20 protein-coding genes are annotated in these 22,043 nt (G+C 60.4%); 12 read left to right on the top strand and 8 right to left on the bottom strand.

What is annotated here, in order from left to right; all coding sequences use genetic code 11:
- Window positions 1-83: 83 nt before the first annotated feature.
- Together map and ACOYXG_RS15140 are read right to left on the bottom strand one after the other, a co-directional pair.
- Entirely contained in the window at window positions 84-875 is a 792-nt protein-coding gene (gene map, locus ACOYXG_RS15135) for a type I methionyl aminopeptidase (RefSeq protein WP_460352554.1), read from the bottom strand.
- Window positions 872-1,099, bottom strand: coding sequence for a ParD-like family protein (locus tag ACOYXG_RS15140; protein ID WP_025111624.1), 228 nt, complete (start codon window positions 1,097-1,099; stop codon window positions 872-874). Before ACOYXG_RS15140 ends, map begins: the two co-directional genes overlap by 4 nt.
- A 297-nt stretch (window positions 1,100-1,396) precedes the next feature.
- On the opposite strand from ACOYXG_RS15140, the gene ACOYXG_RS15145 reads away from it, so the two are divergent.
- Entirely contained in the window at window positions 1,397-2,332 is a 936-nt protein-coding gene (locus tag ACOYXG_RS15145) for a Ppx/GppA family phosphatase (RefSeq protein ID WP_247268994.1), read from the top strand.
- 125 nt (window positions 2,333-2,457) lie between these two features.
- Here the strand turns inward: ACOYXG_RS15145 and metE are convergent, their stop codons facing one another.
- Window positions 2,458-4,746: a 5-methyltetrahydropteroyltriglutamate--homocysteine S-methyltransferase gene (gene metE / locus ACOYXG_RS15150; RefSeq protein ID WP_460358476.1), complete on the bottom strand. Its 2,289-nt coding sequence runs from the start codon at window positions 4,744-4,746 to the stop codon at window positions 2,458-2,460.
- Window positions 4,747-5,137: 391 nt separating this feature from the next.
- Between metE and ACOYXG_RS15155 the strand changes: the two genes are divergently transcribed.
- From ACOYXG_RS15155 to yecR, 5 genes are all read left to right on the top strand, one after another.
- A complete protein-coding gene (locus ACOYXG_RS15155; RefSeq protein ID WP_007965728.1) occupies window positions 5,138-6,514 on the top strand; it encodes a pyridoxal-phosphate dependent enzyme in 1,377 nt (458 codons plus the stop codon).
- Window positions 6,511-7,683 (top strand): cystathionine gamma-synthase, encoded by a 1,173-nt coding sequence (locus ACOYXG_RS15160; protein ID WP_460352558.1) that lies wholly within the window; start codon window positions 6,511-6,513, stop codon window positions 7,681-7,683. Before ACOYXG_RS15155 ends, ACOYXG_RS15160 begins: the two co-directional genes overlap by 4 nt.
- A gap of 531 nt (window positions 7,684-8,214) precedes the next feature.
- Complete coding sequence (locus ACOYXG_RS15165; protein WP_460352560.1) at window positions 8,215-8,901, top strand: phage infection protein; 687 nt, start codon at window positions 8,215-8,217, stop codon at window positions 8,899-8,901.
- A gap of 184 nt (window positions 8,902-9,085) precedes the next feature.
- Window positions 9,086-9,400, top strand: coding sequence for a hypothetical protein (locus ACOYXG_RS15170; RefSeq protein WP_027613061.1), 315 nt, complete (start codon window positions 9,086-9,088; stop codon window positions 9,398-9,400).
- Between the two features lie 32 nt (window positions 9,401-9,432).
- Complete coding sequence (gene yecR / locus ACOYXG_RS15175) at window positions 9,433-9,741, top strand: YecR family lipoprotein (protein WP_027613060.1); 309 nt, start codon at window positions 9,433-9,435, stop codon at window positions 9,739-9,741.
- Between the two features lies 1 nt (window position 9,742).
- On the opposite strand, the gene ACOYXG_RS15180 is transcribed toward yecR, so the two are convergent.
- Window positions 9,743-11,368 carry an ATP-binding response regulator gene (locus ACOYXG_RS15180; protein ID WP_460352563.1) on the bottom strand — a complete coding sequence of 542 codons (1,626 nt, stop codon included), beginning with the start codon at window positions 11,366-11,368 and terminating at the stop codon, window positions 9,743-9,745.
- Window positions 11,369-11,481: 113 nt separating this feature from the next.
- Between ACOYXG_RS15180 and ACOYXG_RS15185 the strand changes: the two genes are divergently transcribed.
- Together ACOYXG_RS15185 and ACOYXG_RS15190 are read left to right on the top strand one after the other, a co-directional pair.
- Complete coding sequence (locus tag ACOYXG_RS15185) at window positions 11,482-12,096, top strand: LuxR C-terminal-related transcriptional regulator (protein ID WP_460352565.1); 615 nt, start codon at window positions 11,482-11,484, stop codon at window positions 12,094-12,096.
- A gap of 54 nt (window positions 12,097-12,150) precedes the next feature.
- Window positions 12,151-12,345 carry a PLD nuclease N-terminal domain-containing protein gene (locus ACOYXG_RS15190; RefSeq protein ID WP_027613057.1) on the top strand — a complete coding sequence of 65 codons (195 nt, stop codon included), beginning with the start codon at window positions 12,151-12,153 and terminating at the stop codon, window positions 12,343-12,345.
- 83 nt (window positions 12,346-12,428) lie between these two features.
- Here ACOYXG_RS15190 and ACOYXG_RS15195 read toward each other — a convergent pair whose 3' ends face one another.
- The gene (locus tag ACOYXG_RS15195; RefSeq protein WP_460352567.1) at window positions 12,429-13,427 is read right to left on the bottom strand and encodes a bile acid:sodium symporter family protein; all 999 of its coding nucleotides are present in this window, start codon (window positions 13,425-13,427) and stop codon (window positions 12,429-12,431) included.
- 84 nt (window positions 13,428-13,511) lie between these two features.
- Here ACOYXG_RS15195 and ACOYXG_RS15200 point away from each other — a divergent pair, with 84 nt between their 5' ends.
- Window positions 13,512-14,300 (top strand): helix-turn-helix domain-containing protein, encoded by a 789-nt coding sequence (locus ACOYXG_RS15200; RefSeq protein WP_115989574.1) that lies wholly within the window; start codon window positions 13,512-13,514, stop codon window positions 14,298-14,300.
- A gap of 139 nt (window positions 14,301-14,439) precedes the next feature.
- Window positions 14,440-16,152: an amidase gene (locus ACOYXG_RS15205; RefSeq protein ID WP_460358478.1), complete on the top strand. Its 1,713-nt coding sequence runs from the start codon at window positions 14,440-14,442 to the stop codon at window positions 16,150-16,152.
- Window positions 16,153-16,243: 91 nt separating this feature from the next.
- On the opposite strand, the gene ACOYXG_RS15210 is transcribed toward ACOYXG_RS15205, so the two are convergent.
- Complete coding sequence (locus ACOYXG_RS15210; RefSeq protein ID WP_027613053.1) at window positions 16,244-16,954, bottom strand: hypothetical protein; 711 nt, start codon at window positions 16,952-16,954, stop codon at window positions 16,244-16,246.
- Between the two features lie 203 nt (window positions 16,955-17,157).
- On the opposite strand from ACOYXG_RS15210, the gene ACOYXG_RS15215 reads away from it, so the two are divergent.
- On the top strand, window positions 17,158-18,129 hold the full coding sequence (locus ACOYXG_RS15215; protein ID WP_460352570.1) for a TerC family protein: 972 nt from the start codon (window positions 17,158-17,160) through the stop codon (window positions 18,127-18,129).
- 239 nt (window positions 18,130-18,368) lie between these two features.
- On the opposite strand, the gene ACOYXG_RS15220 is transcribed toward ACOYXG_RS15215, so the two are convergent.
- Entirely contained in the window at window positions 18,369-19,469 is a 1,101-nt protein-coding gene (locus ACOYXG_RS15220) for a polyamine ABC transporter substrate-binding protein (protein WP_027613051.1), read from the bottom strand.
- 296 nt (window positions 19,470-19,765) lie between these two features.
- Window positions 19,766-21,187: a purine-cytosine permease family protein gene (locus tag ACOYXG_RS15225; protein ID WP_460352572.1), complete on the bottom strand. Its 1,422-nt coding sequence runs from the start codon at window positions 21,185-21,187 to the stop codon at window positions 19,766-19,768.
- A gap of 323 nt (window positions 21,188-21,510) precedes the next feature.
- On the opposite strand from ACOYXG_RS15225, the gene ACOYXG_RS15230 reads away from it, so the two are divergent.
- Window positions 21,511-21,996 (top strand): flavin reductase family protein, encoded by a 486-nt coding sequence (locus ACOYXG_RS15230; RefSeq protein ID WP_086790921.1) that lies wholly within the window; start codon window positions 21,511-21,513, stop codon window positions 21,994-21,996.
- Window positions 21,997-22,043 lie beyond the last annotated feature (47 nt).

Consider the following 22,043-nt stretch of genomic DNA (forward strand, 5'->3'; position numbering starts at 1 on the left):
AAGGCGGTGTGTCAGTCACTGTTTATGTTGAATGACACAACGCATTCGCGAGCAAGCCTGCTCCCACAGGGGTCTGGTGGTGTTCAGGCGATCGGAGTGAAACCTTCAATTTCGTCCGGCCAGGCGGTGAGGATTTCGAAGCCGGTTTCGGTCACCGCAACCATATGCTCCCACTGCGCCGACAGCGAGCCATCCTTGGTCAGCACCGTCCAGCCGTCCGGCATGTTCTTCACATGGCGCTTGCCGGCATTGAGCATCGGCTCGACGGTGAAGATCATCCCCGCCTTGAGCTTCATGCCCTGATTGGGAAAACCGTAATGCAGGATCTGCGGTTCATCGTGATACACCTTGCCGATGCCATGCCCGCAGTATTCACGCACCACGCTGAAACCTTCGCTCTCCGCCAGGCTCTGGATCGCATGACCGATGTCGCCCAGCGTGGCGCCCGGTTTCACCACACGAATACCCGCGCACATCGCGTCATAAGTGGTCTTGATCAGGTGCAGCGCCTCAGGCGTCGCCTCGCCGACCACGTACATGCGGCTGGTGTCGCCGAACCAGCCGTCCTTGATCACTGCGATGTCGAGGTTGACGATGTCGCCGTCTTTCAACGGTGTGCCCGACGGGATGCCGTGGCACACCACGTCGTTGACCGAGGCGCAGACGGTTTTCGGGAAACCGTGATAACCGACGTTGGCCGGAATGGCTTTCTGCACATTGACGATGTAATCGTTGCACAACCGATCCAGCTCATCGGTCGTCACCCCAGCCTTGACGTGCGGCACCAGCATCGCCAGCACTTCGGCGGCGAGTTTGCCCGCCGCACGCGACTTCGCGATTTCCGCAGGGGTATTGATCTTGATCTGATTTCTCATGCGCTGACGGCTTCCTGAGTCAGTTGATGCAGATCCAGCCCGCCGTTCTGTTCGGCGCGGATCAGCAAGCGGCAAATGGCGCTGTGGTCGAGGTTGGGGTGCAGCTCGGCGAGCATGCCGATGCGCATCCAGTGCTCGGCCTGCGCGTTGATCGAGCGGCTGAGCGCGGTGCTGGAGATGCGCAGGTTCTCATGCATGTCTTCTGAAATTTTTACGATGCCCATATCCGAATCCGATACGAAGTGTATATGGATCGTATATTAGCCAAGGGACGCCCACGATTGCAAACCTTGCGCACGGCTTGCCAAATCGCGGGCAAAAAAAAAGCTGCCCAAAGAGGCAGCAAAAACTTTAAGAACACGCGATGTATTGGGGTCAGGATAGTCGCCGGATAATGACAGTGTCATGACAACCAACAATTCACTGAACCGCCCCTGCCCCGTCATCAGGATGTCATCAAGCGCATCGCAGAATCCTCGCAAACCGTCTTGAGCCTTCGACGGATGCTTGCAGGGATTCCCATGAAAGAAGACGCCTCGCTGTTTGCCGCCATCGACCTGGGCTCGAATGCGTTTCGCCTGATGATCGGCCAGTCGGTTCGCAGTCGAAAAGGCTTCATGATTCAGGAAGTCAAAACCCTGCGTGAACCGGTGCGGCTGGCCGAAGGCTTCGACGGCGGTGCACTGGACGAAATGGCGCTGGATCGTGGCTGGCAGGCGCTGGCGCGGTTCGGCAAGAAACTGCGCGGCTTCGAGGCCGGCAAGGTGCGGGCCGTGGCGACCAGCGCGGTGCGCGAGGCCGACAATGCGCAGTTGTTTCTGCACAGTGCCGAACGCCATCTGGGTTTTCGCATCGACGTCATCTCCGGCCATGAAGAGGCGCAACTGGTGTATGCCGGCGTCGCTCATACCCTGCCGGGGGCGGAGGACATGCGGCTGGTGGTCGACATCGGTGGTGGTTCCACCGAGCTGATTCTCGGCCAGGGGTCGCAACCGCTGCTCACCGAAAGCATCGCCATTGGCAGCGGTAGCCTGGGCGCACGCTATTTCCCCGACGGGCGCATTGCTCCCGGCGCACTGCAAGAAGCCGAGCGCGTGGCGATCCTGCAATTCGAAAAAGTCGCCCGCCGCTATCGCGCGCAGGGCTGGCAACAGACCATTGGTTCCTCCGGCACGGCGCGGATGCTGGCGAAGGTGCTCAAGGCCAATCGCTTGAATGACTTCGGTCAGGATGGCATCACCTATGGTGGGTTGTTGCGTTTGTCGCTGTTGCTGCTGAAGGTGAAGAACGTTCAGCAATTGAAGCTGGCAGGCTTGCAGCCGCATCGCCAGAGCATCCTCCCGGGAGGGCTGGTGCTGATGCTGGCGGCGTTCAAGGTGTTTGGCATTTCGCAGATGGTGCCGTCGGAACCGGGACTGCGCCTCGGTGTGTTGCATGGTTTGATGAGCCGTCACTGACCGATCACTGAACTCAGTGTGGGAGCGAGCCTGCTCGCGAAAGCGGTGTATCAGAGAAACATTATTCGACTGACACGCCGCCTTCGCGAGCAGGCTCGCTCCCACAGGGTTTGGTGGGTGTCTCCTCAGGCCAGTTCTTTGCGCAGTTGCCGGGCGGCGGTGACCATGTGTACCAACGCCGCTTCTGTCTCCGGCCAGCCACGGGTTTTCAGACCGCAATCCGGGTTGACCCACAACCGCTCGGCCGGAACTCGCTGCGCTGCCTTGCGCAGCAGATTGGCCATTTCCGAAGCATCCGGCACCCGCGGCGAGTGAATGTCGTAGACGCCCGGGCCGATCTCGTTCGGGTAATCGAAGGCCTCGAACGCCTCCAGCAGTTCCATGTCCGAGCGCGAGGTTTCGATGGTGATCACATCGGCGTCCATGGCGGCGATGGACTCGATCACATCATTGAATTCGCTGTAGCACATGTGCGTGTGGATCTGCGTTTCGTCGCGTACACCGGAGGCACACAGGCGGAACGCTTCGGTTGCCCAGTCCAGATAGTGCTGCCATTGCGCGCGGCGCAGCGGCAGACCTTCGCGGAATGCGGCTTCGTCGATCTGCACGATCTTGATCCCGGCGGCTTCCAGATCCACCACTTCGTCACGGATCGCCAGCGCCAACTGCCGTGCCTGCACTTCACGGGACACATCTTCGCGAGGGAACGACCACATCAGCATGGTCACCGGGCCGGTCAGCATGCCCTTCATGACCTTGTCGGTCAGGCCTTGCGCGTAGCGGATCCAGTCCACGGTCATGGCTTGCGGGCGGCTCAGGTCGCCGAAGATCACTGCCGGTTTCACGCAGCGCGAACCATAGCTCTGCACCCAGCCGAAACGGGTGAATACGTAGCCGTCGAGTTGCTCGGCGAAGTACTCGACCATGTCGTTGCGCTCGGCTTCTCCGTGCACCAGTACGTCGAGGCCCAGTTGCTCCTGGATTTGCACGGCGTGACGGATCTCGCTGTACATGGCTTCGGTGTATTCGGCTTCGCTCAGCTTGCCCTGCTTGAACGACTGACGCGCCAGGCGGATCGACGCGGTCTGCGGGAATGAGCCGATAGTGGTAGTCGGGAACAGCGGCAGATCAAGGCCGGCGCGCTGCTTGGCAATACGTCGGGTAAACGGCGACTGACGCTGGCTGTCCTGCGCGGTAATGGCCGCCACACGGGCCTGCACCGCCGGTTTGTGAATACGCGGCGAGGCGGCGCGGCTGGTCTGTACCGAGCGGCTTTGGGCCAAGGCGCGCAGCACTTTCGGCGCCTCCGGCTCGTTGACCGCCTGTGCCAGCACGGCGACTTCTTCGCACTTCTGCACGGCAAACGCCAACCAGCTTTTCAGCTCGGCATCGAGCTGGTCTTCGCGGCCCAAATCCACCGGGCTGTGCAGCAGCGAGCACGATGGCGCCACCCACAACCGATCCCCCAGACGCTCATGCGCATGCTGCAACGTCGCCAACGCATGTTCCAGGTCGCAGCGCCAGACGTTGCGGCCGTTGACCACACCCAGCGACAGCACCTTGTAGGCCGGCAGGCGATCAAGGATGGTCGGGTACTGTTCCGCTGCACGTACCAGGTCGATGTGCAAACCGTCGACCGGCAGATTGGCGGCCAGACCGAGGTTTTCTTCCAGACCACCGAAATAAGTGGCGAGCAGTTTCTTCAGCGGATCACGCTGGATCTGGTTGTACCCACGCTCGAAAGCGTTCTTCCATTCCTGCGGCAGGTCGAGCACCAGAATCGGCTCGTCGATCTGCACCCATTCCACACCGAGTGCGGCCAGCCGGGCGAAGATCTGCCCATACAGCGGCAGCAAACGATCAAGCAATTCCAGCTTGTCGAACTCGGCACCTTTGGCCTTGCCCAGCCACAGATAAGTCAGGGGGCCGATGATCACCGGTTTGACGTTATGCCCCAGTGCGCGGGCTTCTTCGACTTCTTCGAACAACTGTTCCCAACCGAGCTGGAACTGTTGATCAACGCTGAATTCCGGGACCAGATAGTGGTAGTTGGTGTCGAACCACTTGGTCATTTCCTGCGCATGGGCACCGCCGCAGCAACTGTCGCTGACGCCACGGGCCATGCCGAACAAGGTTTGCAGCGTGGCTTTGCCGTCGTGCGGTCGGAAGCGCTCGGGAACCACGCCGAACATCAGCGAATGGGTCAGCACCTGGTCGTACCAGGCGAAATCGCCCACTGGCAGCAGCTCGATGCCGGCGTTCTTTTGCAGGTCCCAGTGGGCCTTGCGCAGTTCACGACCCACTTCACGCAGGCCGGCCTCGTTCAGTTCTCCTTTCCAGAACGCCTCTTGCGCTTTTTTCAGTTCGCGGTCGCGACCAATGCGCGGAAATCCGAGGGAATGGGCCAGTGCCATGACAAACAACTCCAATGTCTTGTTGATGGCGGCCATTGTCGAGATCAAGCGCTAGTGAGACAAACTCATTTTAATCTTGATGATCACGAGTTTCTCTCATGATCAGATGTGAGCTGTTTTCCGCTGAAAACACGGTTTGCCCTGCAGGATATTCATCCGCAGATCAAGCTGCAGGCGAAGCTCACGACGCCCTTTCAATACTCGATGGCGCCTTGATGTAAACCCTCTGAAACCGGGCGCTTGCAGGCTTCGATTCTGTTCTATGGTTAGATCAAAATGGCTGGCGCAGCGGCGGGTTAAAGGTTGCGACGGATCATGTCTAAGCCTATGTTGCACGCGAGCTTTTCCCCGCGAATGGAACGCGATCAACACCACTACAAGAGGTGAAGAAATGTCAAAGGATTCACGCCCTGCCGTACTTGGGCTGATCGGCAATACGCCGCTGGTACAGGTTACCCGCTTCGATACCGGCCTCTGCACACTGTTTCTCAAACTGGAATCACAAAACCCCGGCGGCTCGATCAAGGATCGCATCGGTCTGGCGATGATCGATGCCGCTGAACGCGACGGGCGCCTGCAACCGGGTGGCACCATCGTCGAGGCCACCGCCGGCAACACCGGTCTGGGTCTGGCGCTGGTCGGCCGGGCCAAAGGCTACCGCGTGGTGCTGGTAGTCCCGGACAAGATGTCCACCGAGAAAGTCCTGCACTTGAAAGCCATGGGCGCCGAAGTGCACATCACTCGCTCGGACGTCGGCAAGGGCCACCCCGAGTATTACCAGGACGTGGCCGCACGCCTGGCAAAAGACATTCCCGGCGCGTTCTTCGCCGACCAGTTCAACAACCCCGCCAACCCGCTGGCACACGAGTGCAGCACCGCGCCGGAGATCTGGGCGCAGACCGAGCATGATCTGGATGCGATCGTGGTTGGCGTCGGTTCCGCCGGCACCCTGACCGGCCTGAGCCGTTTCTTCAAACGTGTGCAGCCGGATCTGGAAATGGTCCTCGCCGACCCGGTGGGTTCGGTGATGGCTCAGTACAGCCGCGACGGCACCATGCCGACGCCCGGTTCATGGGCGGTAGAAGGCATCGGTGAGGATTTCATTCCATCGATCACCGACCTCACCAGCGTGCGCCACGCTTACTCGATCAGCGATGAAGAAAGCTTCGATCACGCCCGCCAGTTGCTCAAGGCCGAAGGCATTCTCGGTGGCTCGTCGACCGGCACCTTGCTCGCCGCCGCGCTGCGTTATTGCCGCGAACAGACAGAGCCGAAACGCGTGGTCAGTTTTGTCTGCGACACCGGCACACGCTATCTGTCGAAGGTCTACAACGACCAGTGGATGACCGATCAAGGCCTGTTGCAGCGCAAGCGCTATGGCGACCTGCGCGATCTGATCGCCCGGCGCTTCGAAGACGGCCGCGTGATCAGCGTAGGTCCCGATGACACCCTGCTGACCGCGTTCCAGCGCATGCGTCTGGCGGATGTTTCGCAGCTGCCGGTGCTGGTGGAAGGCAAACAACTGGTCGGGGTGATCGACGAGTCGGACATCCTGCTGCCCGTGCACGAAGACGCTGCGCGCTTCAGTCAATCGGTGTCCAGCGTGATGACCGACAAACTGCAAACCCTCGCCCCCGGTGCCAACCTCGCCGAGCTGGAAGCGGTGCTCAGTCGCGGCCTCGTCGCGATCATCGCCGATGCTTCGGGCTTCCACGGCCTGATTACCCGCACCGACATGCTCAACCAATTACGGAGATCCCTCGCATGAGTCAGCACGACGATAAATCCCAAGGCTTCGCGACCCGGGTGATCCATGCCGGGCAGACGCCTGACCCGACCACCGGCGCGCTGATGCCGCCGATCTACGCCAACTCGACGTACCTGCAAGACAGCCCCGGCGTGCACAAGGGCTTCGACTACGGGCGCTCGCACAACCCGACGCGTTTTGCCCTGGAGCGTTGCGTGGCGGATCTGGAAGGTGGCACCCGCGCGTTCGCTTTCGCTTCCGGGCTGGCGACCATTTCCACCGTGCTCGAACTGATCGATGCCGGTTCGCACGTGATCTCCGGCAATGACCTGTACGGCGGCACGTTCCGCCTGTTCGACAAGGTGCGCCAGCGCAGCGCCGGGCATCGCTTCAGCTACGTCGATCTGACTGACCTGGCGGCGTTCGAAGCGGCGCTGCAGGACGACACCCGCCTGGTGATTGTCGAGTCGCCGACCAACCCGCTGCTGAGCCTGTCGGATCTGGCCGCGATTGCGCGCATCTGCCGCGCACGCGGGATCATCAGCGTTGCCGACAACACCTTCGCCAGCCCCTATATCCAGCGCCCGCTGGAGCTGGGTTTCGACATCGTGCTGCACTCGACCACCAAGTACCTGAACGGTCACTCCGACGTGATCGGTGGTATCGCGGTGGTCGGGCAGAATGCCGAACTGGCGGACAAACTCGGCTTCCTGCAAAACGCGGTTGGCGCGATCTCCGGCCCGTTCGACGCGTTCCTGACCCTGCGCGGGGTGAAGACTCTGGCGCTGCGCATGGAGCGTCATTGCAGCAACGCGCTGGAACTGGCCAAGTGGCTGGAGCAACAACCGCAGGTCAAACGCGTCTACTACCCGGGCCTGCCGTCGCACCCGCAGCATGAGTTGGCCAAACGGCAGATGCATAGTTTTGGCGGGATGATCTCGGTGGATCTGAACAGTGATCTGGAGGGTGCACGGCGCTTTCTGGAAAACGTGAAGATCTTTGCCCTGGCCGAGAGCCTGGGCGGCGTTGAAAGCCTGATCGAGCATCCGGCGATCATGACCCACGCGACCATTCCAGCTGAAACCCGCGCCAAACTGGGCATCGGCGACGGCCTGGTGCGCCTGTCGGTGGGGGTCGAAGATCTCGAAGACCTGCGCGCCGATCTGGCGTACGCGCTGACGAAGATCTGACCCTGCAACAACGACAAAGCCCGCAGCAATGCGGGCTTTGGTGTTCGAGTAGGCGGCCAGTGCTGGTCTCTGGCTTACAAGGTTTATCGGGCCTCTCACAGTACAAAAGCAACCATGGAAAAAGAGCGGTGCTTTGCTGCCTCACACGGCATAAGGGCTGGATCTCAGCGCGGAGATCTTTCTAACCGTGTACCCTTCGGAACGCGCCCCACGTCCCCTTGCTATCCGCTTGCGCATCAGTCTGCGTCTTCGCCTACACCTTTGAGGCTAGCAAAAGCCATCGAGTCGCGGGTGGTGTTTTTAGACTGATTTCCTTCAAGCGCCCCTGTGCAAGGAAGTTAACCGACTATCGCTTGCATGTTGTCGCACCTGCGCCTGCATTTTGCCGATCTATACTTTTCAGTTCGCTAACGCGGTTTCATGCAAAAACGTCGACACCCGTGCGCCCATCGAGCGCGCCCGTGCCAATTGCCAACCTGGTCAACCCCGGGCCAACGAATGCTGTGTGGCTGATGGGTCGTGGAGAAAATCATGAAACACACGCTTTTGTCAGGCGCCATTCTTGCGGTCGCGGCGACCGTGATGTTGCCAACGGTTTGGGCTGCGCAGCCGCAGGCGGTGGCCTCTGATGGTTCGGATCATGTCGGAGCCGCTGCAGTGGCGTCCGATGGCTCTGATCATGTCGGTGCTGGCGCAGTGGCGTCCGATGGTTCCGATCACGTCGGCGCTGGTGCAGTGGCTTCCGATGGTTCCGATCACGTCGGGGCTGGTGCAGTCGCCTCGGACGGTTCCGATCACGTCGGCGCTGGTGCAGTCGCCTCGGACGGTTCGGATCATGTCGGGGCTGGCGCAGTCGCCTCGGACGGTTCCGATCATGTCGGCGCTGGTGCAGTCGCCTCGGACGGTTCTGATCATGTCGGGGCTGGTGCAGTCGCCTCGGATGGTTCCGATCACGTCGGGGCTGGCGCAGTCGCCTCGGATGGTTCCGATCACGTCGGGGCTGGTGCAGTCGCCTCGGACGGTTCTGATCATGTCGGGGCTGGTGCAGTCGCCTCCGATGGCTCTGATCATGTCGGCGCAGGCGCACTGGCTTCCGACGGCACCGACAAGGTCGGCGCCAATCGCTATGCCTACTCACGCGTCGGCGTCGGTTCTGATCGCGTCGCTTCGGCGCTGATGACCGGCAGCTATTCCGACCAGTTCAACTCCCCTCAGTAATCGGCGCGGGGCGACCCATTGGGTCGCCTCTCCCTCCGCCGCACTAGCACATTTGTGCTAATCGACCGCACCGCCCACCGGCGTTATATTCCCTCGCAACCCCCGCTGCTCCCCAACATTGCCGCTGTGCAGTGCGCGGGATCGTCGTGCCTGGAAATCAGAAAAACACCAAGGAAGAAACACCATGAAACTGCATTCCAACTTGTGCAAAGTGGCCATCGTCAGCGCTCTGCTGCTTGGTGCCAGCGGCTGCCAGACCGCCAAACCTACCGAAGCCAGCATGAAAGAACGCGCGCAGACGGTCATCGGTAAACCGGTGTCGAAAATCGACAACATCCGCAGCGACAGCACCCTCACCTACTATACCGCGTACACCCCCGCCGGCGAGTACAACTGCGAGTTGCCCAGCGGCGCGATTATCGCCGTGGCGAGCATGGGCATCATGACCCCGCCGCTGTCGTGCCTGCCCAAAGGCGCCTCACCGATTCCGTTCCAGTAATCCCTCCTCCCGGTAAAGGACTACGTTCCATCATGAAAATCCTGATCGCAACTCTCACTCTCACCGCCCTCGCTCTGACAGGCTGCGCCACACCCAAACAATGGGAAGCCACCGGTGGTAGCAAGAACGACGGCGTGGTCCAGGTCTCCTACGAATTGGGTCAGTTCGAAAGCGGCCAGACCAACGCCGCACAAGGTCTGACTGTCGCGATGGAGCGCTGCAAGACCTGGGGCTACAAGAACGCCGAGGTGACCGGTTCCGAGAAGAACATCTGCCGCACCATGGGCCAGTTCAACTGCCTGCAAACCACCATCACTCAGGACTACCTCTGCAAGCGTTGAGTCAAACCTGCTCGGCCGGCTCGGTTTGCCGGTCGCGCAGGCTGCGCAAGGTCGCGCGCAGCTCGGCCGGGCGTACCGGTTTGGACAGGATGGCAATTTGGCGGTCGTGCAAGGCCGCCTGTATTTTCTCGATGTCATGCCCGGTAATGATCATCGCTGGCACCGCAAAGCCACGCTGGCGCCGCACCTCGTCAATGCACTCGATGCCCGTGGAATGTGGACCCAGATCGTAATCGGCGACGATGATGTCGCAATCGGTGACCAGCCCCTGCCCGCTCAATTCGCCTTGCACCACGCAGCCCCAGCGCTCGAGCAGCGCCGAGGTCGCCAGCAAGACGTTGCGATCATCCTCCACCAGACACACCTTCAGCCCGGTCAATAGGCCGGCCTGCCGCACATCGTCACGCATGACCGGCAACTGCGGCGTCACGGCCACCGGCAAGCCATACAGGGAGACCGCCGTGCCGCGCCCAAGCTGCGAGCGCAAGGCCACATCGACGCCGATCAACTGCCCCAGACGCTTGACGATCGACAGTCCGAGGCCGACGCCTTCCACGTCCTTGTCGCGCACCTGACGCACTCGATAAAACTCCTCGAAGACCTTCGGCAGATGCTCCTCGGCAATGCCGTTGCCGCGGTCATAAATCACTATGGCCAGCCCGTTGCCACGCTTGCGCACGCCGATCAGTACCGGGCGTTGCGCGCCGTATTTGAAGCAATTGGAAAGCACGTTCTGCACCATGGTCGAGAGCAACGCCGGATCGCTCTCTACCCAGTGCTGGCACGGACGCAGGCGCAATTCCACACCGGCCCAGCGCGCCGCCTCGGCGTTCTGGCGGATCAGGTCGGCCAGCCACTCGCCGAGATTGAACACCTGCAGCCTCGGCAGAATGCGCCCGTTGTCGAGGGTGTAGAGGTCAAGAATCGAACGGAACAACTGCGAGACGTTGAGCAGCGAACGGTCGATGTTGTCGACCAGTTGCCGCTCCTGCTCGCCCAGACGCGATTCACGCAGGCACGCCGTGAACAGACCGATGGAGTGAATCGGCTGGCGCAGATCATGGCTGGCCTGAGCGAGAAACCGCGATTTCTCCAGATTGGCCGCGACCGCCTCTTCGGAGGCCTTGCGCGTGCGCTCCAGCAGCAAGTGTGCGTAGAACGGAATCACGGTGCTGGTGAGCATCAACATCAGCACCATGTACGGTTGCGCCTGCCACACCGGCGTCAACCGATAGACCGCCAGCAACGCCAGCAGCGCCAACCCCGTGGCAATCGCCAGATAGCGCGAGCCATAGCGCATGCCGTTGCCCAGGTTGACCCAGATGATCACCGCGTACAGCGGCAACGCCGCTTCACCGCCGAGCACCAGGCCGAAACAGGTGCCGGTGTAATCGTGGATCATCGCGAATATTCGTCGCGCCGGGTAATGCCCCGGCCAGCGCGCGATGGCCTGGCGCAGGACAATCGACGCCAGCAGAAACAGCGTGATGTAGACCACCACCGGCAGATAGACATCGAAGCGCTGACCCGGCAATACACCGAGCACGCAGATGTAAACCATGGCAATGCTGGCGATGATGATCCGCAGATTGGTCTGATCCAGCTCGGTGTTTTTCTCGAACTTCATGGGCAACGTCCTTGTGCGACAGTCGTCAGATTCAGCAGCGGCCGGCAGGCAATCTGCGTACGCGGTGCTAAGGTGCATGCCGTAAACCACGCTGATCCAGGGAGGGTCACGTCATGACATGCCGCATCATCATAGCCGACGATCACCCGTTGTTTCGCGAAGCCATGCGGCGCACCGTGCAGCGCCTGTTGCCCGAGGCGACTATCGAGGAGGCCGGCGACCTCGACGCCGTGCTGGCCTTGCTGCCCGACGGCAGCGAGCCGGACACACTGATTCTCGACCTGCGCTTCCCCGGCCTGACCTGCATCAGCCAACTCGCCGAGCTGCGCAAAAAACTGCCGCGCACCACTTTGATCGTAGTGTCGATGGTCGACGACGAGGCGTTGATTGGTGAGGTGATGGCGGCCGGCATCGACGGTTTCATCGGCAAGAACATTGTCCCGGATGAGATCGGTCAGGCCATTCTGGCGATCCGCGAAGGCGAAGTGCTGGTCAGGTACGCGCCTTCCGGGCTGCTGCCGCTGGAGACCGGCACCGCCCTCACCCCGCGTCAGCAGGATGTGTTACGGCTGATCGCCCAAGGCAAGACTAACAAGGAGATCGCCCGGGAACTGGATATCTCGCCGTTCACCGTGCGCATCCACGTGTCGTCGCTGTTGCGAACGCTCAATGTGCCGTCGCGGGCAGCCGCTGCGGTGAAGTATTCGGGAGGCAGCGGCACAATTTAAATGAACCCTGCGCGCTTGGACTCACCTAACTGAAAGACCATCAGGAGGTAGCCCATGCAAATTGAACCCGTCTGGATCGTACTCGCCGTCGTTCTTGTGATCGTTGAATTGTGGGCGATCAACCGCGTGCGCAAGAGCGCAGGCAAAGGCAGCAACAAAGGCGTGTGGATTATCGCCATCGTGTTCGTGCCGTTGTTTGGCCTGATTGCCTGGGCACTGGCCGGCCCGAAACACGTGACTCAGGACTGAAGGATTCTTGCGCTGTAATGCCCTGCGCGGTCAACTGTGGGAGCGAGCCTGCTCGCGATGGCTGACCGCCGGGCATCACTGCATTATGGATCAACCTGCGCCATCAGCTCCGGCACCGATTCCGGCCGCTTGGCATAACGCTGCGCCAGCACCGCACAGACCATCAGCTGAATCTGATGGAACAGCATCAGCGGCAGAATCAACACACCAATCGTGCTGCCGGCAAACAACACCTGTGCCATCGGCACACCGGTGGCCAGGCTCTTCTTCGAACCGCAGAACAGAATGGTGATGCGGTCTTCCTGGCTGAAACCGAACGCCTTGCCCAGCAAGGTCGATGCCAACAGCACCAGCGCCAGCAGAATGCAGCAGACCACCACCAGCCCCAGCAGATCGACTACCGGAATCTGGTGCCAGATACCTTCGTTGACCGCCTCGCTGAATGCGCCGTACACCACCAGCAGAATCGAGCTCTGATCGACAAACTTCAGCCAGTTCTTGTTGCGCCCGACCCACGCGCCGATCCAGCGCCGAGCGATCTGCCCGGCAATGAAAGGCAGCAGCAGTTGTACGCTGATCTTCAGGATCGCATCCAGGGTCGAACCGCCGTCGCCGTGCACGTTCAGCAGCAGCGTCACCAGCAACGGCGTGAGAAAGATCCCGAACAGGCTCGACGCCGCTGCACTGCAGATCGCCGCCGGGATATTGCCTCGGGCCAGCGAGGTGAAGGCAATTGCCGACTGCACGGTGGCCGGCAACGCGCAGAGATACAGCATGCCCATGTACAGCTTGTCGCCAATCAGCGGCGACAGCAGCGGTTTCAACGCGAGCCCGAGCAGCGGGAACAGCACAAAGGTCAGACCGAACACCAACAGGTGCAGGCGCCAGTGGCCGGCCCCGGCGATGATTGATTCACGCGACAGCTTGGCGCCGTGGAGGAAGAACAGCAGCGCGATGGCAATGTTGGTCAGCCAGCCGAACCCCACCGCGACCTGCCCGCTGGCCGGCAGAAAACTGGCCAGCAGCACGACGCCAATCAGGGTCAGGGTGAAGTTGTCGGGCAGGAATCTTGGGCGGGTCATGGTTTGCTCATCCGGGGGTTGCCAGTACGTGACTGCGACTCTAACGTGAGCAGAAATTACCGACTAACGCCGAAGAGCCGACAGATGCCGCCTAAAGGACATGAGAAAAGCTTCCGGCGCAGCATTCCCGGGTTGCCTAGCCTGCCCCGTGCGCTGTACGGGCGCACCGAATCGCTGCCCAATCGCGCACTGACCCGGCGTCACAGTCACCCGTGGGTGCAATTGTCGTACGCGATTCAGGGCGTGCTTGAGGTGCAGACCAGCGCCGGGCGTTTCGTCGCGCCACCCGAGCGCGCGGTGTGGATTCCGGCGGGCGTGCCGCACCGAGTGTTCAGCTCGCCGCACACGGAAATGCGCAGCCTGTACATCGATTGCAGCGTGGCTGGCTGGGCGCTGGAGCGTTGTCATGTGTTGGGCGTCAGCGACCTGCTGCGCGAGCTGATTCGTGCGTTCAGTCTGGTCCCGGTGGAATATGACGAGGGTGGCGCACATGGTCGGTTGGCCCAGGTGATCCTCGATCAACTGGCCGAGGCGCCGCAGATCGACCTGATGCTGCCACTCCCCCAGGACAGCCGCCTGCGACAGATCTATCAAAGCCTGGAGCAACATCCGGAACAGCAGACCACACTGCAGCACTGGAGCGAAAAATTCGGCGTCACCGAAAAAACCCTCAGCCGCCTGTTTTTACGCGACACCGGCCTGACCTTCCGCGCCTGGCGCCAGCGCTTGCGATTGCTTGGCGCACTGACCCCGCTGGAACGTGGCGAACGCGTCACCGACGTGGCTCTGGCCTGCGGTTATGACTCGACCTCGGCGTTCATCGCAGCCTTCCGCCAACAGTTTGGCGAGACACCGGGGGAATTTTTTCGCTGAGTTTTGTCGATATTTATCGAATTAGCACATGCCATTCGGCAAAGTTCAGGGTAGAGTTTCGCCCATCGGTAATTCTTCACACGTTTCGACGATAACCATAATGACCCACCCCTTTAGCGAACCTGTCGGCGGTAACAGCATGATCGAAGTCACTGAAGTCTCCATTGCTCAATTACGCGCGGCGCTCGAAGCCGGCCAGACCACCGCGGTTGAACTGGTGCAGGCCTATCTGGCCCGGATCGACGCCTACGACGGCCCGAACACCGCCACCGCACTGAATGCCGTGGTGGTGCGCAATCCCGAAGCAATGGCCGAAGCCCGGGCGTCCGACGCGCGCCGGGCCAAGGGCGAAACCCTCGGCCCGCTGGATGGTATCCCTTACACCGCCAAGGACAGCTATCTGGTCAAGGGTCTGACTGCGGCTTCCGGCAGCCCGGCATTCGCCGATCTGGTGGCACATCGCGACGCCTTCACCATCGAACGCCTGCGCGCCGCTGGAGCGATCTGCCTGGGCAAGACCAACATGCCGCCGATGGCCAATGGCGGCATGCAGCGTGGCGTCTATGGCCGGGCCGAGAGCCCGTATAACGCTGCTTATCTGACTGCACCGTTTGCTTCCGGCTCGTCCAACGGTGCCGGCACCGCGACCGCGGCGAGCTTCTCGGCGTTCGGTCTGGCGGAAGAAACCTGGTCGAGCGGTCGCGGCCCGGCATCGAACAACGGTTTGTGCGCCTACACGCCATCGCGCGGAGTAATTTCGGTGCGCGGCAACTGGCCGCTGACGCCGACCATGGACGTGGTCGTGCCGTACGCCCGGACCATGGCCGATCTGCTTGAGGTGCTCGACGTGGTGGTCGCCGAAGACCCCGACACCCGTGGCGATCTGTGGCGCCTGCAGCCGTGGGTGCCGATCCCGAGCGTTGCCTCGGTACGCCCGGCGTCCTACGCCGAACTGGCGGTGAAGTCCGATGCACTGGCCGGCAAACGCCTCGGTGTACCGAAGATGTACATCAACGCCGACCCTGAAGCCGGCAACAGTGAAGCACCGGGTATCGGCGGCCCGACCGGGCAGCGGATCAACACCCGCGCTTCGGTGATCGACCTGTGGAACCAGGCCCGCACCGCGCTGGAAGCGGCCGGCGCCGAAGTCATCGAAGTGGATTTTCCGCTGGTTTCCAACTGCGAAGGCGACCGCCCCGGCGCGCCGACCGTGTTCAATCGCGGCATCGTCTCCAAGGAATTCCTGCACCACGAACTGTGGGATCTGTCGGCCTGGGCCTTCGACGATTTCCTGCGCGCCAACGGCGATCCGAAGCTCAATCGCCTGGCCGATGTCGACGGGCCGAAAATCTTCCCGCACGACCCGGGTACCCTGCCCAACCGTGAAGGCGATCTGGCCGCCGGCATGGACGAATACGTGCGCATGGCCGAGCGCGGAATCACTCCGTGGGACCAGATCCCGACGCTGCCCGATGGCCTGCGCGGTCTGGAAAAGACCCGCAAGCTTGATCTGGAAGACTGGATGGATGCGCTGAAACTCGACGCGGTGCTGTTCCCGACCAACGCCGACGTCGGCCCGGCAGATGCCGATATCAATCCGGAATCGGCAGACATCGCCTGGAGCAATGGCGTCTGGGTCGCCAACGGCAATCTGGCGATCCGGCACCTCGGCGTGCCAACTGTCACCGTGCCGATGGGGATCATGGCCGACATCGGCATGCCGGTCGGCCTGACCTTCGCCGGTCGTGCTTACGATGACTCGAATCTGTTGCGTCTGGCCTCGGCGTTTGAGGCTACCGGATCGAAGCGTCAGGTGCCGCCGCGTACTCCGGCGTTGGCCCGTGGCAAATAACTAACCCGAGGCGGCAGCTGCAGCCTCCTCGGGCACGCCAGATGACCGATCAGGTGCGCGCACTTGATCGGTCCTGATGCCGACAGTCATGTTATTTCGCGTCGTCATCATCCGGATCGAATTTCATTTTCTTGCTTTCTCCCTTACTTTCAACAAGGCCGGCTTTGGGGAGCTGAAAGGTATAAAACGAAACCTGGGTGTTGTTTTTTGAGTCGCGCTTGAGCAGATACAACATGTCCTCAGACTCTGCGACCTGGCAGGCGGTGTAGCGGTCCAGGCTGCGGAAGGTCAAGGTGCGCTCCTCGCACTTCGCGGCGGTATCCAGGGCAGATTTTCTGCCCGACATCGAGGGTACGTGGACGGTCAGATACCAGGCCAGAATGGAAAATCCGGCCAGGACTGCGGAAAAAGCGAAGAGTTTGAACACGATGTTCAATTCACTTGCACGTTGGCGAAACCTCACAAGCCACAGAGGATTTGTCGGGGATACCGGCAGCCTTCCCGGCCGCTCAGTCAAGGCAATGATCAATGAAACGGCAATGACAAATGCTATGGCGAACAGTAACGCGCCGATCATCGCGCCAAGTCCTGCAGCGCCATACGCAGCAAGCTTTTGACCACTGATATTCAATCGGTCAAACGGCACATCCAGCACCAGATAATATTTTTCCAGATGAGCGTAGCCATTGAGTACGAATGCGCCGAGCATCGCCGCAATGAATAACGAAACCTCGATGCGCAAGTATTTCCGGTAGCGTTCCAACCCCTCTTCTGCACGCAACTCATTGACTGGCTGATTCAATTACGAAACTCCTTTTCGTTGCCGGACAAGGCATTCGCCCGACCCAATGAAGGCGGCGATCATACCGCTATGCGCGCATCATCAGTACAACACTTCGTTTTTCCCGAACTGTCGCTAAGAAATAAGCGATTTTTCTTACATCTAAACTCGCCGCTAGCATGGCCCTGCCTGACCCTAATTCAATAAAAGCCAGGGAGCCAACCATGCCAACCACCAACATCAATATTGGCGAACCATGGATGTGGGGCGCGTTTATCATCTTCGTTCTCGCCATGCTTGCACTGGACCTGTTCGTCTTCGGCGGACGCAAGGCACACCGCGTTTCAGTGCGGGAAGCGTCCTGTTGGGTGATCGCCTGGTGCGCACTGGCCTTGGCTTTCGCCGGGTTGCTCTGGTGGTATCTGCACGGCGAGTTCGGCGCCGAAATTGCCCAGCGCAAGACGCTGGAATTCCTCACTGGTTATCTGATCGAGCAGTCACTGTCGATCGACAACATGTTCGTCTTCGTGATGATCTTCAGCTACTTCGCCGTGCCACCGGAATTGCAGCGCCGGGTGCTGCTGTACGGCGTACTCGGGGCGATAGTGATGCGCACGGCGATGATCTTCGCCGGGGTGTGGCTGGTGTCGCAGTTCGAGTGGCTGTTGTATGCCTTCGGGGTGTTCCTGATCATTACCGGGATCAAGATGCTGATGTTCGCCGAGCAACAACCAGACCTCGACAAAAACCCGCTTCTGCGCTGGGTGCGCGGGCACATGCGGATCACCCAGGGCTTTCACGGCGAGCGCTTTTTCGTGCTGCAGAACGGCGTGCGCTGGGCCACGCCGATGTTCCTCGTGCTGGTGCTGATCGAGGCCAGCGACCTGATGTTTGCAGTCGATAGCATCCCCGCGATCTTCGCGGTCACCACCGATCCGTTCATCGTGTTCACCTCGAACATCTTCGCGATCATGGGCCTGCGCGCGCTGTACTTCCTGCTGGCGGACATGGCCGACCGCTTTCATTTACTCAAGTACGGACTGGCAATTGTGCTGGTGTTCATCGGCGGCAAGATGACGCTGATGCCTTGGTTTCACATGCCGGTGGAGTGGTCACTGGCGGTGGTCGGCGGGGTGATTCTGGGATCGGTGGTGTTGAGTCTGGTGATGAGTAAAAACGCGCCACAAAACCTGTAGGAGTGAGCCTGCTCGCGATGCGTCGTGTCAGCCGACATTGATGCTGGATGTGCCGGCCCCTTCGTGAGCAAGCCCACTCCCACCCTTTGATCTCGGCCAGCTCCGGATCCTCCATCCACTGACTATCACCTGTGGGAGCGGGCTTGCTCGCGAAGGCGTCGGGTCAGCCGACACCTTTATTGAATGTCGGCTGACACGACGCATCGCGAGCAGGCTCACTCCTACAGGTGACCGCGGCGTTACTTGTCGGACTTGATGCTGGTCCACACTCGCGTGCGCACGCGTTCGAGTTTTTGCGGTAGTGGCTGGACTACATAAAGGGTTTTCAGGGCCTCAGGCGTTGGCGTCAGGTTCGGGTTGCCGGTGATGTCCTTGTTCACCAGCGGCATCGAGTCCTTGTTCACGTTCGGGTAGCCGAGGAAGTCGCTGATCGGCGCAATGACTTTCGGATCGAGCAAGGTGTTGAGGAATTCATGCGCCTCTTCGACATTCTTCGCGCTTTTCGGAATGGCGAAAGTATCAAACCAGATCGGCGCGCCTTCCTTCGGCAAGCGCCAGTCAACCACCACACCGTTGCCCGCCTCTTTCGCACGATTACCGAACTGGTAGAAGCTGCCGGAGTAACCGATGGCCACGCAGATGTCGCCATTGGCGATGTCGGTCATGTACTTGGCCGAGTTGAAATAAGTCACGTACGGGCGAATCTTCAGCATCAGATCCTTGGCCTTTTCATAGTCGGCCGGGTTCTGGCTGTTCGGATCGAGACCGAGGTAATGCAGGGCCAGCGGGAGGATTTCCGACGGCGAATCGAGCATCGCCACGCCGCAGGATTTGAGCTTCTCCATGTTCTCCGGCTTGAACACCAGATCCCAGCTGTCCACCGGCGCGTTGTCGCCGAGCGCTGCCTTGACTTTGGCCGGGTTGAAACCGATCAGTACCGTGCCGTACATGTAGGGCACGCCGTACTGGTTGCCAGGGTCATTGGCGTCGAGCAGTTTGAGCAGCGCCGGATCCTGATGACTCCAGTTCGGCAGTTTTGACTTGTCGAGTTTCTGGAACACCCCGGCCTTGATCTGAGTGTCGATGAACTGGTTCGACGGCACCACCAGGTCGTAGCCGGAGTTGCCGGTGAGCAACTTGGCCTCCAGCGATTCGTTGGTGTCGAAGGTGTCCCAGGTCACTTTGATGCCGGTCTTCGCGGCGAAATCCTTGGGCACCGACGGCAGAACGTAATCCGCCCAGTTGTAGACCCGCAGCTCGCGCTGCTCGGCGTGTACCGCGCTGGCCAGCAGCGTCAGCCCACACACGGTGGCACCCAGAATGCGTTTCATCGTGACCATGGTTGTTTCCCCGGATTGCGACGTGAGATCGATGGTTTTTATGTTCTGTACACGGCAGCGGCTGCAAAGATAGCCAAGGGCAAGGAAGGTTCAGCGTTTCGTTATGGCTTTGATTCTTGCCGACCGCGGGGCCGCGGCACAGTGGTTGACGGGCCAAAAGGGGATCGAAATGGCCAATTTGAATGACCGCTGGAATGCGGAGTCTAGGAGGAGATCACTTGTAGTGAGGGGATTTATCCCCGATGGGTCGCGAAGCGGCCCCCTTTATATTTCAAAGGGCGCCGCACTCGCTGATTTCACGACTGCTTCGCAGTCGATCGGGGATAAATCCCCTCGCCACGTTGCTTCTGCGTCTGCCCGCGCGTGGCGAGGCAGTAATACAACGGCACCGTCACCACCAGGCCGAACAGCCACGACAGATCCGCACCGTCCACCAGATTGGCGTACGGCCCGACGTACAGCGAAGTGTTGGCGAACGGCAGTTGCACAATGATCCCGATGAAATAGGCAATGATCGCGTGCAGATTGAAGCGCCCGTAAATGCCGCCGTCCGCGCGAAAAATCGAGCTGATGTCATAGCTGCCACGCTTGATCAGGTAGAAGTCGATCAGGTTGATCGACGCCCACGGCACCAACACCAGCAGCAACGCCAGAATCAGTCCGATGAACTGCGAAATGAAATTCGCCGAGGCCCCCAGCGCCACCACGCAGCACCCCGCCAGCACCACGCTCGACAACAGCACACGCACCTTGATGCTCGGCGTCCACTGACTGGCAAAGGTCTGGATCGAGGTGATGATCGACAGCACCGCGCCGTACAGATTCAGCGCGTTGTGGCTGATGATATTGAGCAGGAACAGCACCATCAGAATCGGCCCGAGCCAACCGGTGGACTGCTTGACCGCAGCCATCGCTTCAGTGCCTTCAGGCGTTGCCAGCACCGCCACGGCGCCAAAGCTGAACGACAGAATCGTCCCCAGCGTCGCTCCCAAATAGGTCGCCCAGAACGGTTTGGCGATACCGATATCCGCCGGCAGATAACGCGAATAGTCGGAAACGTACGGCGAGAAACTGATCTGCCAGATAATCCCCAGCGACACCGTCGCCAGCCAGCCCGACAGGTTGAAGCTGCCGCGCGTCAGGAAGTCTGCCGGCAAGTCGTGGGCGAAGATGTAGATGAAACCGGCGAGCAACGCACTGCCCATCACCCAGGTGCCGATGCGGTTCAGTGTATGGATGAAGTTGTAGCCGATCACGCCAATCGCCGTGGCCGCCAGTGCGCCAATCAGAATGCTCAGCGGCGCCGGTACCGACGGTGCGATGCCGACAATCGATTTACCGGCCAGCACGATGTTGGAAATGAAGAAACCGATGTAGATCAGCGCCGCAAAAAACACGATCAGCAGTGCGCCGTAACGCCCGAACTGACCACGACTCTGAACCATTTGCGGAATGCCCATGCGCGGGCCTTGCGCCGAGGCCAGGGCGATCACCACGCCGCCGATCAGGTGCCCCAGCGCAATCGCCAGCAGCCCCCAAAGCAAGTCGAGATGGAACACCTGAACCACCATGGCGCCGGTGACGATGGGCAGTGGCGCGATGTTGGTGCTGAACCATAAGGTGAAAAGGTCGCGGGCCTTCCCGTGGCGTTCCGCGAGTGGGACGTAGTCGACCGTGTGATTCTCGATCAACGGATCTTGCCGGGACATCTGGGACATATGCATGAACTCGAGTTTGTCTGTTCTTATCTTTGTATGAAGCCAAACCGGGGGGACTCTGGGCCGCTCCTCAGATGCAGACCATATTATGGTATTCCAAACATTTCACAAGACTGATCCGTAGTTTGCGGCGCTAGCTGATCCGCCATCCTCACTGATACTGCGGCCTGCAGGCCAGCCGAAAGCCCAATAAACGCTGAGTTTCCGACGAAAGCACCACGTTTATCGGTTCAGCCTAAAAGCCCTTGCAAAGAAAAAATACTGGTATACCATCAGACCAACAAATACATAAAAATCGCGTCACAACACCCGAGGACCGTCCAATGATCGATGCTGCCATCTACAAACAAGTCATGGGCTCGTTTCCGTCCGGCGTCACTGTCATCACCACACTGGACGATGACGGCCAGATCGTCGGCCTCACCGCCAGCGCCTTCAGTTCACTGTCGATCGACCCGGCCCTGGTGCTGTTCTGCCCCAACTACAGCTCCGATTCTTATCCCGTGCTGATCAAGAACAAGCGATTCGCGATCCACGTCCTGTCCGGCGGCCAGCAAAGCGAAGCTTATGCCTTCGCCCGTAAAGGCAAGGACAAGGCGCAGGGCATCGAGTGGACGTTGAGCGAGCTGGGCAACCCGATCCTGGCCAACGCGACGGCTATCATCGAATGTGAGTTATGGCGCGAATACGAAGGTGGTGACCACGCGATCATGGTCGGCGCGGTGAAGAACCTAATCGTCCCGGAGCAGCACACCGGGCCGCTGGTGTATTGCCACGGCAAGATGGGCGCCCTGCCCGTTCTGGCCTGAATGGAACAATTGTAGGAGTGAGCCTGCTCGCGATAGCGGTTTAGCAG

It is taken from the genome of Pseudomonas sp. G3-39 (assembly GCF_054790485.1).

Bases quoted from the DNA above. Each gene is read 5' to 3' on its own strand.
- metE (WP_460358476.1), bottom strand. From the start codon at position 4,746: ATGGCACTGGCCCATTCCCTCGGATTTCCGCGCATTGGTCGCGACCGC.
- ACOYXG_RS15165 (WP_460352560.1), top strand. From the start codon at position 8,215: ATGAAACACACGCTTTTGTCAGGCGCCATTCTTGCGGTCGCGGCGACC.
- ACOYXG_RS15205 (WP_460358478.1), top strand. From the start codon at position 14,440: ATGATCGAAGTCACTGAAGTCTCCATTGCTCAATTACGCGCGGCGCTC.
- yecR (WP_027613060.1), top strand. From the start codon at position 9,433: ATGAAAATCCTGATCGCAACTCTCACTCTCACCGCCCTCGCTCTGACA.
- ACOYXG_RS15200 (WP_115989574.1), top strand. From the start codon at position 13,512: ATGCCGCCTAAAGGACATGAGAAAAGCTTCCGGCGCAGCATTCCCGGG.
- ACOYXG_RS15140 (WP_025111624.1), bottom strand. From the start codon at position 1,099: ATGGGCATCGTAAAAATTTCAGAAGACATGCATGAGAACCTGCGCATC.
- ACOYXG_RS15230 (WP_086790921.1), top strand. From the start codon at position 21,511: ATGATCGATGCTGCCATCTACAAACAAGTCATGGGCTCGTTTCCGTCC.
- ACOYXG_RS15190 (WP_027613057.1), top strand. From the start codon at position 12,151: ATGCAAATTGAACCCGTCTGGATCGTACTCGCCGTCGTTCTTGTGATC.
- ACOYXG_RS15185 (WP_460352565.1), top strand. From the start codon at position 11,482: ATGACATGCCGCATCATCATAGCCGACGATCACCCGTTGTTTCGCGAA.
- map (WP_460352554.1), bottom strand. From the start codon at position 875: ATGAGAAATCAGATCAAGATCAATACCCCTGCGGAAATCGCGAAGTCG.
- ACOYXG_RS15160 (WP_460352558.1), top strand. From the start codon at position 6,511: ATGAGTCAGCACGACGATAAATCCCAAGGCTTCGCGACCCGGGTGATC.
- ACOYXG_RS15145 (WP_247268994.1), top strand. From the start codon at position 1,397: ATGAAAGAAGACGCCTCGCTGTTTGCCGCCATCGACCTGGGCTCGAAT.
- ACOYXG_RS15170 (WP_027613061.1), top strand. From the start codon at position 9,086: ATGAAACTGCATTCCAACTTGTGCAAAGTGGCCATCGTCAGCGCTCTG.
- ACOYXG_RS15225 (WP_460352572.1), bottom strand. From the start codon at position 21,187: ATGTCCCAGATGTCCCGGCAAGATCCGTTGATCGAGAATCACACGGTC.
- ACOYXG_RS15155 (WP_007965728.1), top strand. From the start codon at position 5,138: ATGTCAAAGGATTCACGCCCTGCCGTACTTGGGCTGATCGGCAATACG.
- ACOYXG_RS15220 (WP_027613051.1), bottom strand. From the start codon at position 19,469: ATGGTCACGATGAAACGCATTCTGGGTGCCACCGTGTGTGGGCTGACG.
- ACOYXG_RS15180 (WP_460352563.1), bottom strand. From the start codon at position 11,368: ATGAAGTTCGAGAAAAACACCGAGCTGGATCAGACCAATCTGCGGATC.
- ACOYXG_RS15195 (WP_460352567.1), bottom strand. From the start codon at position 13,427: ATGACCCGCCCAAGATTCCTGCCCGACAACTTCACCCTGACCCTGATT.
- ACOYXG_RS15215 (WP_460352570.1), top strand. From the start codon at position 17,158: ATGCCAACCACCAACATCAATATTGGCGAACCATGGATGTGGGGCGCG.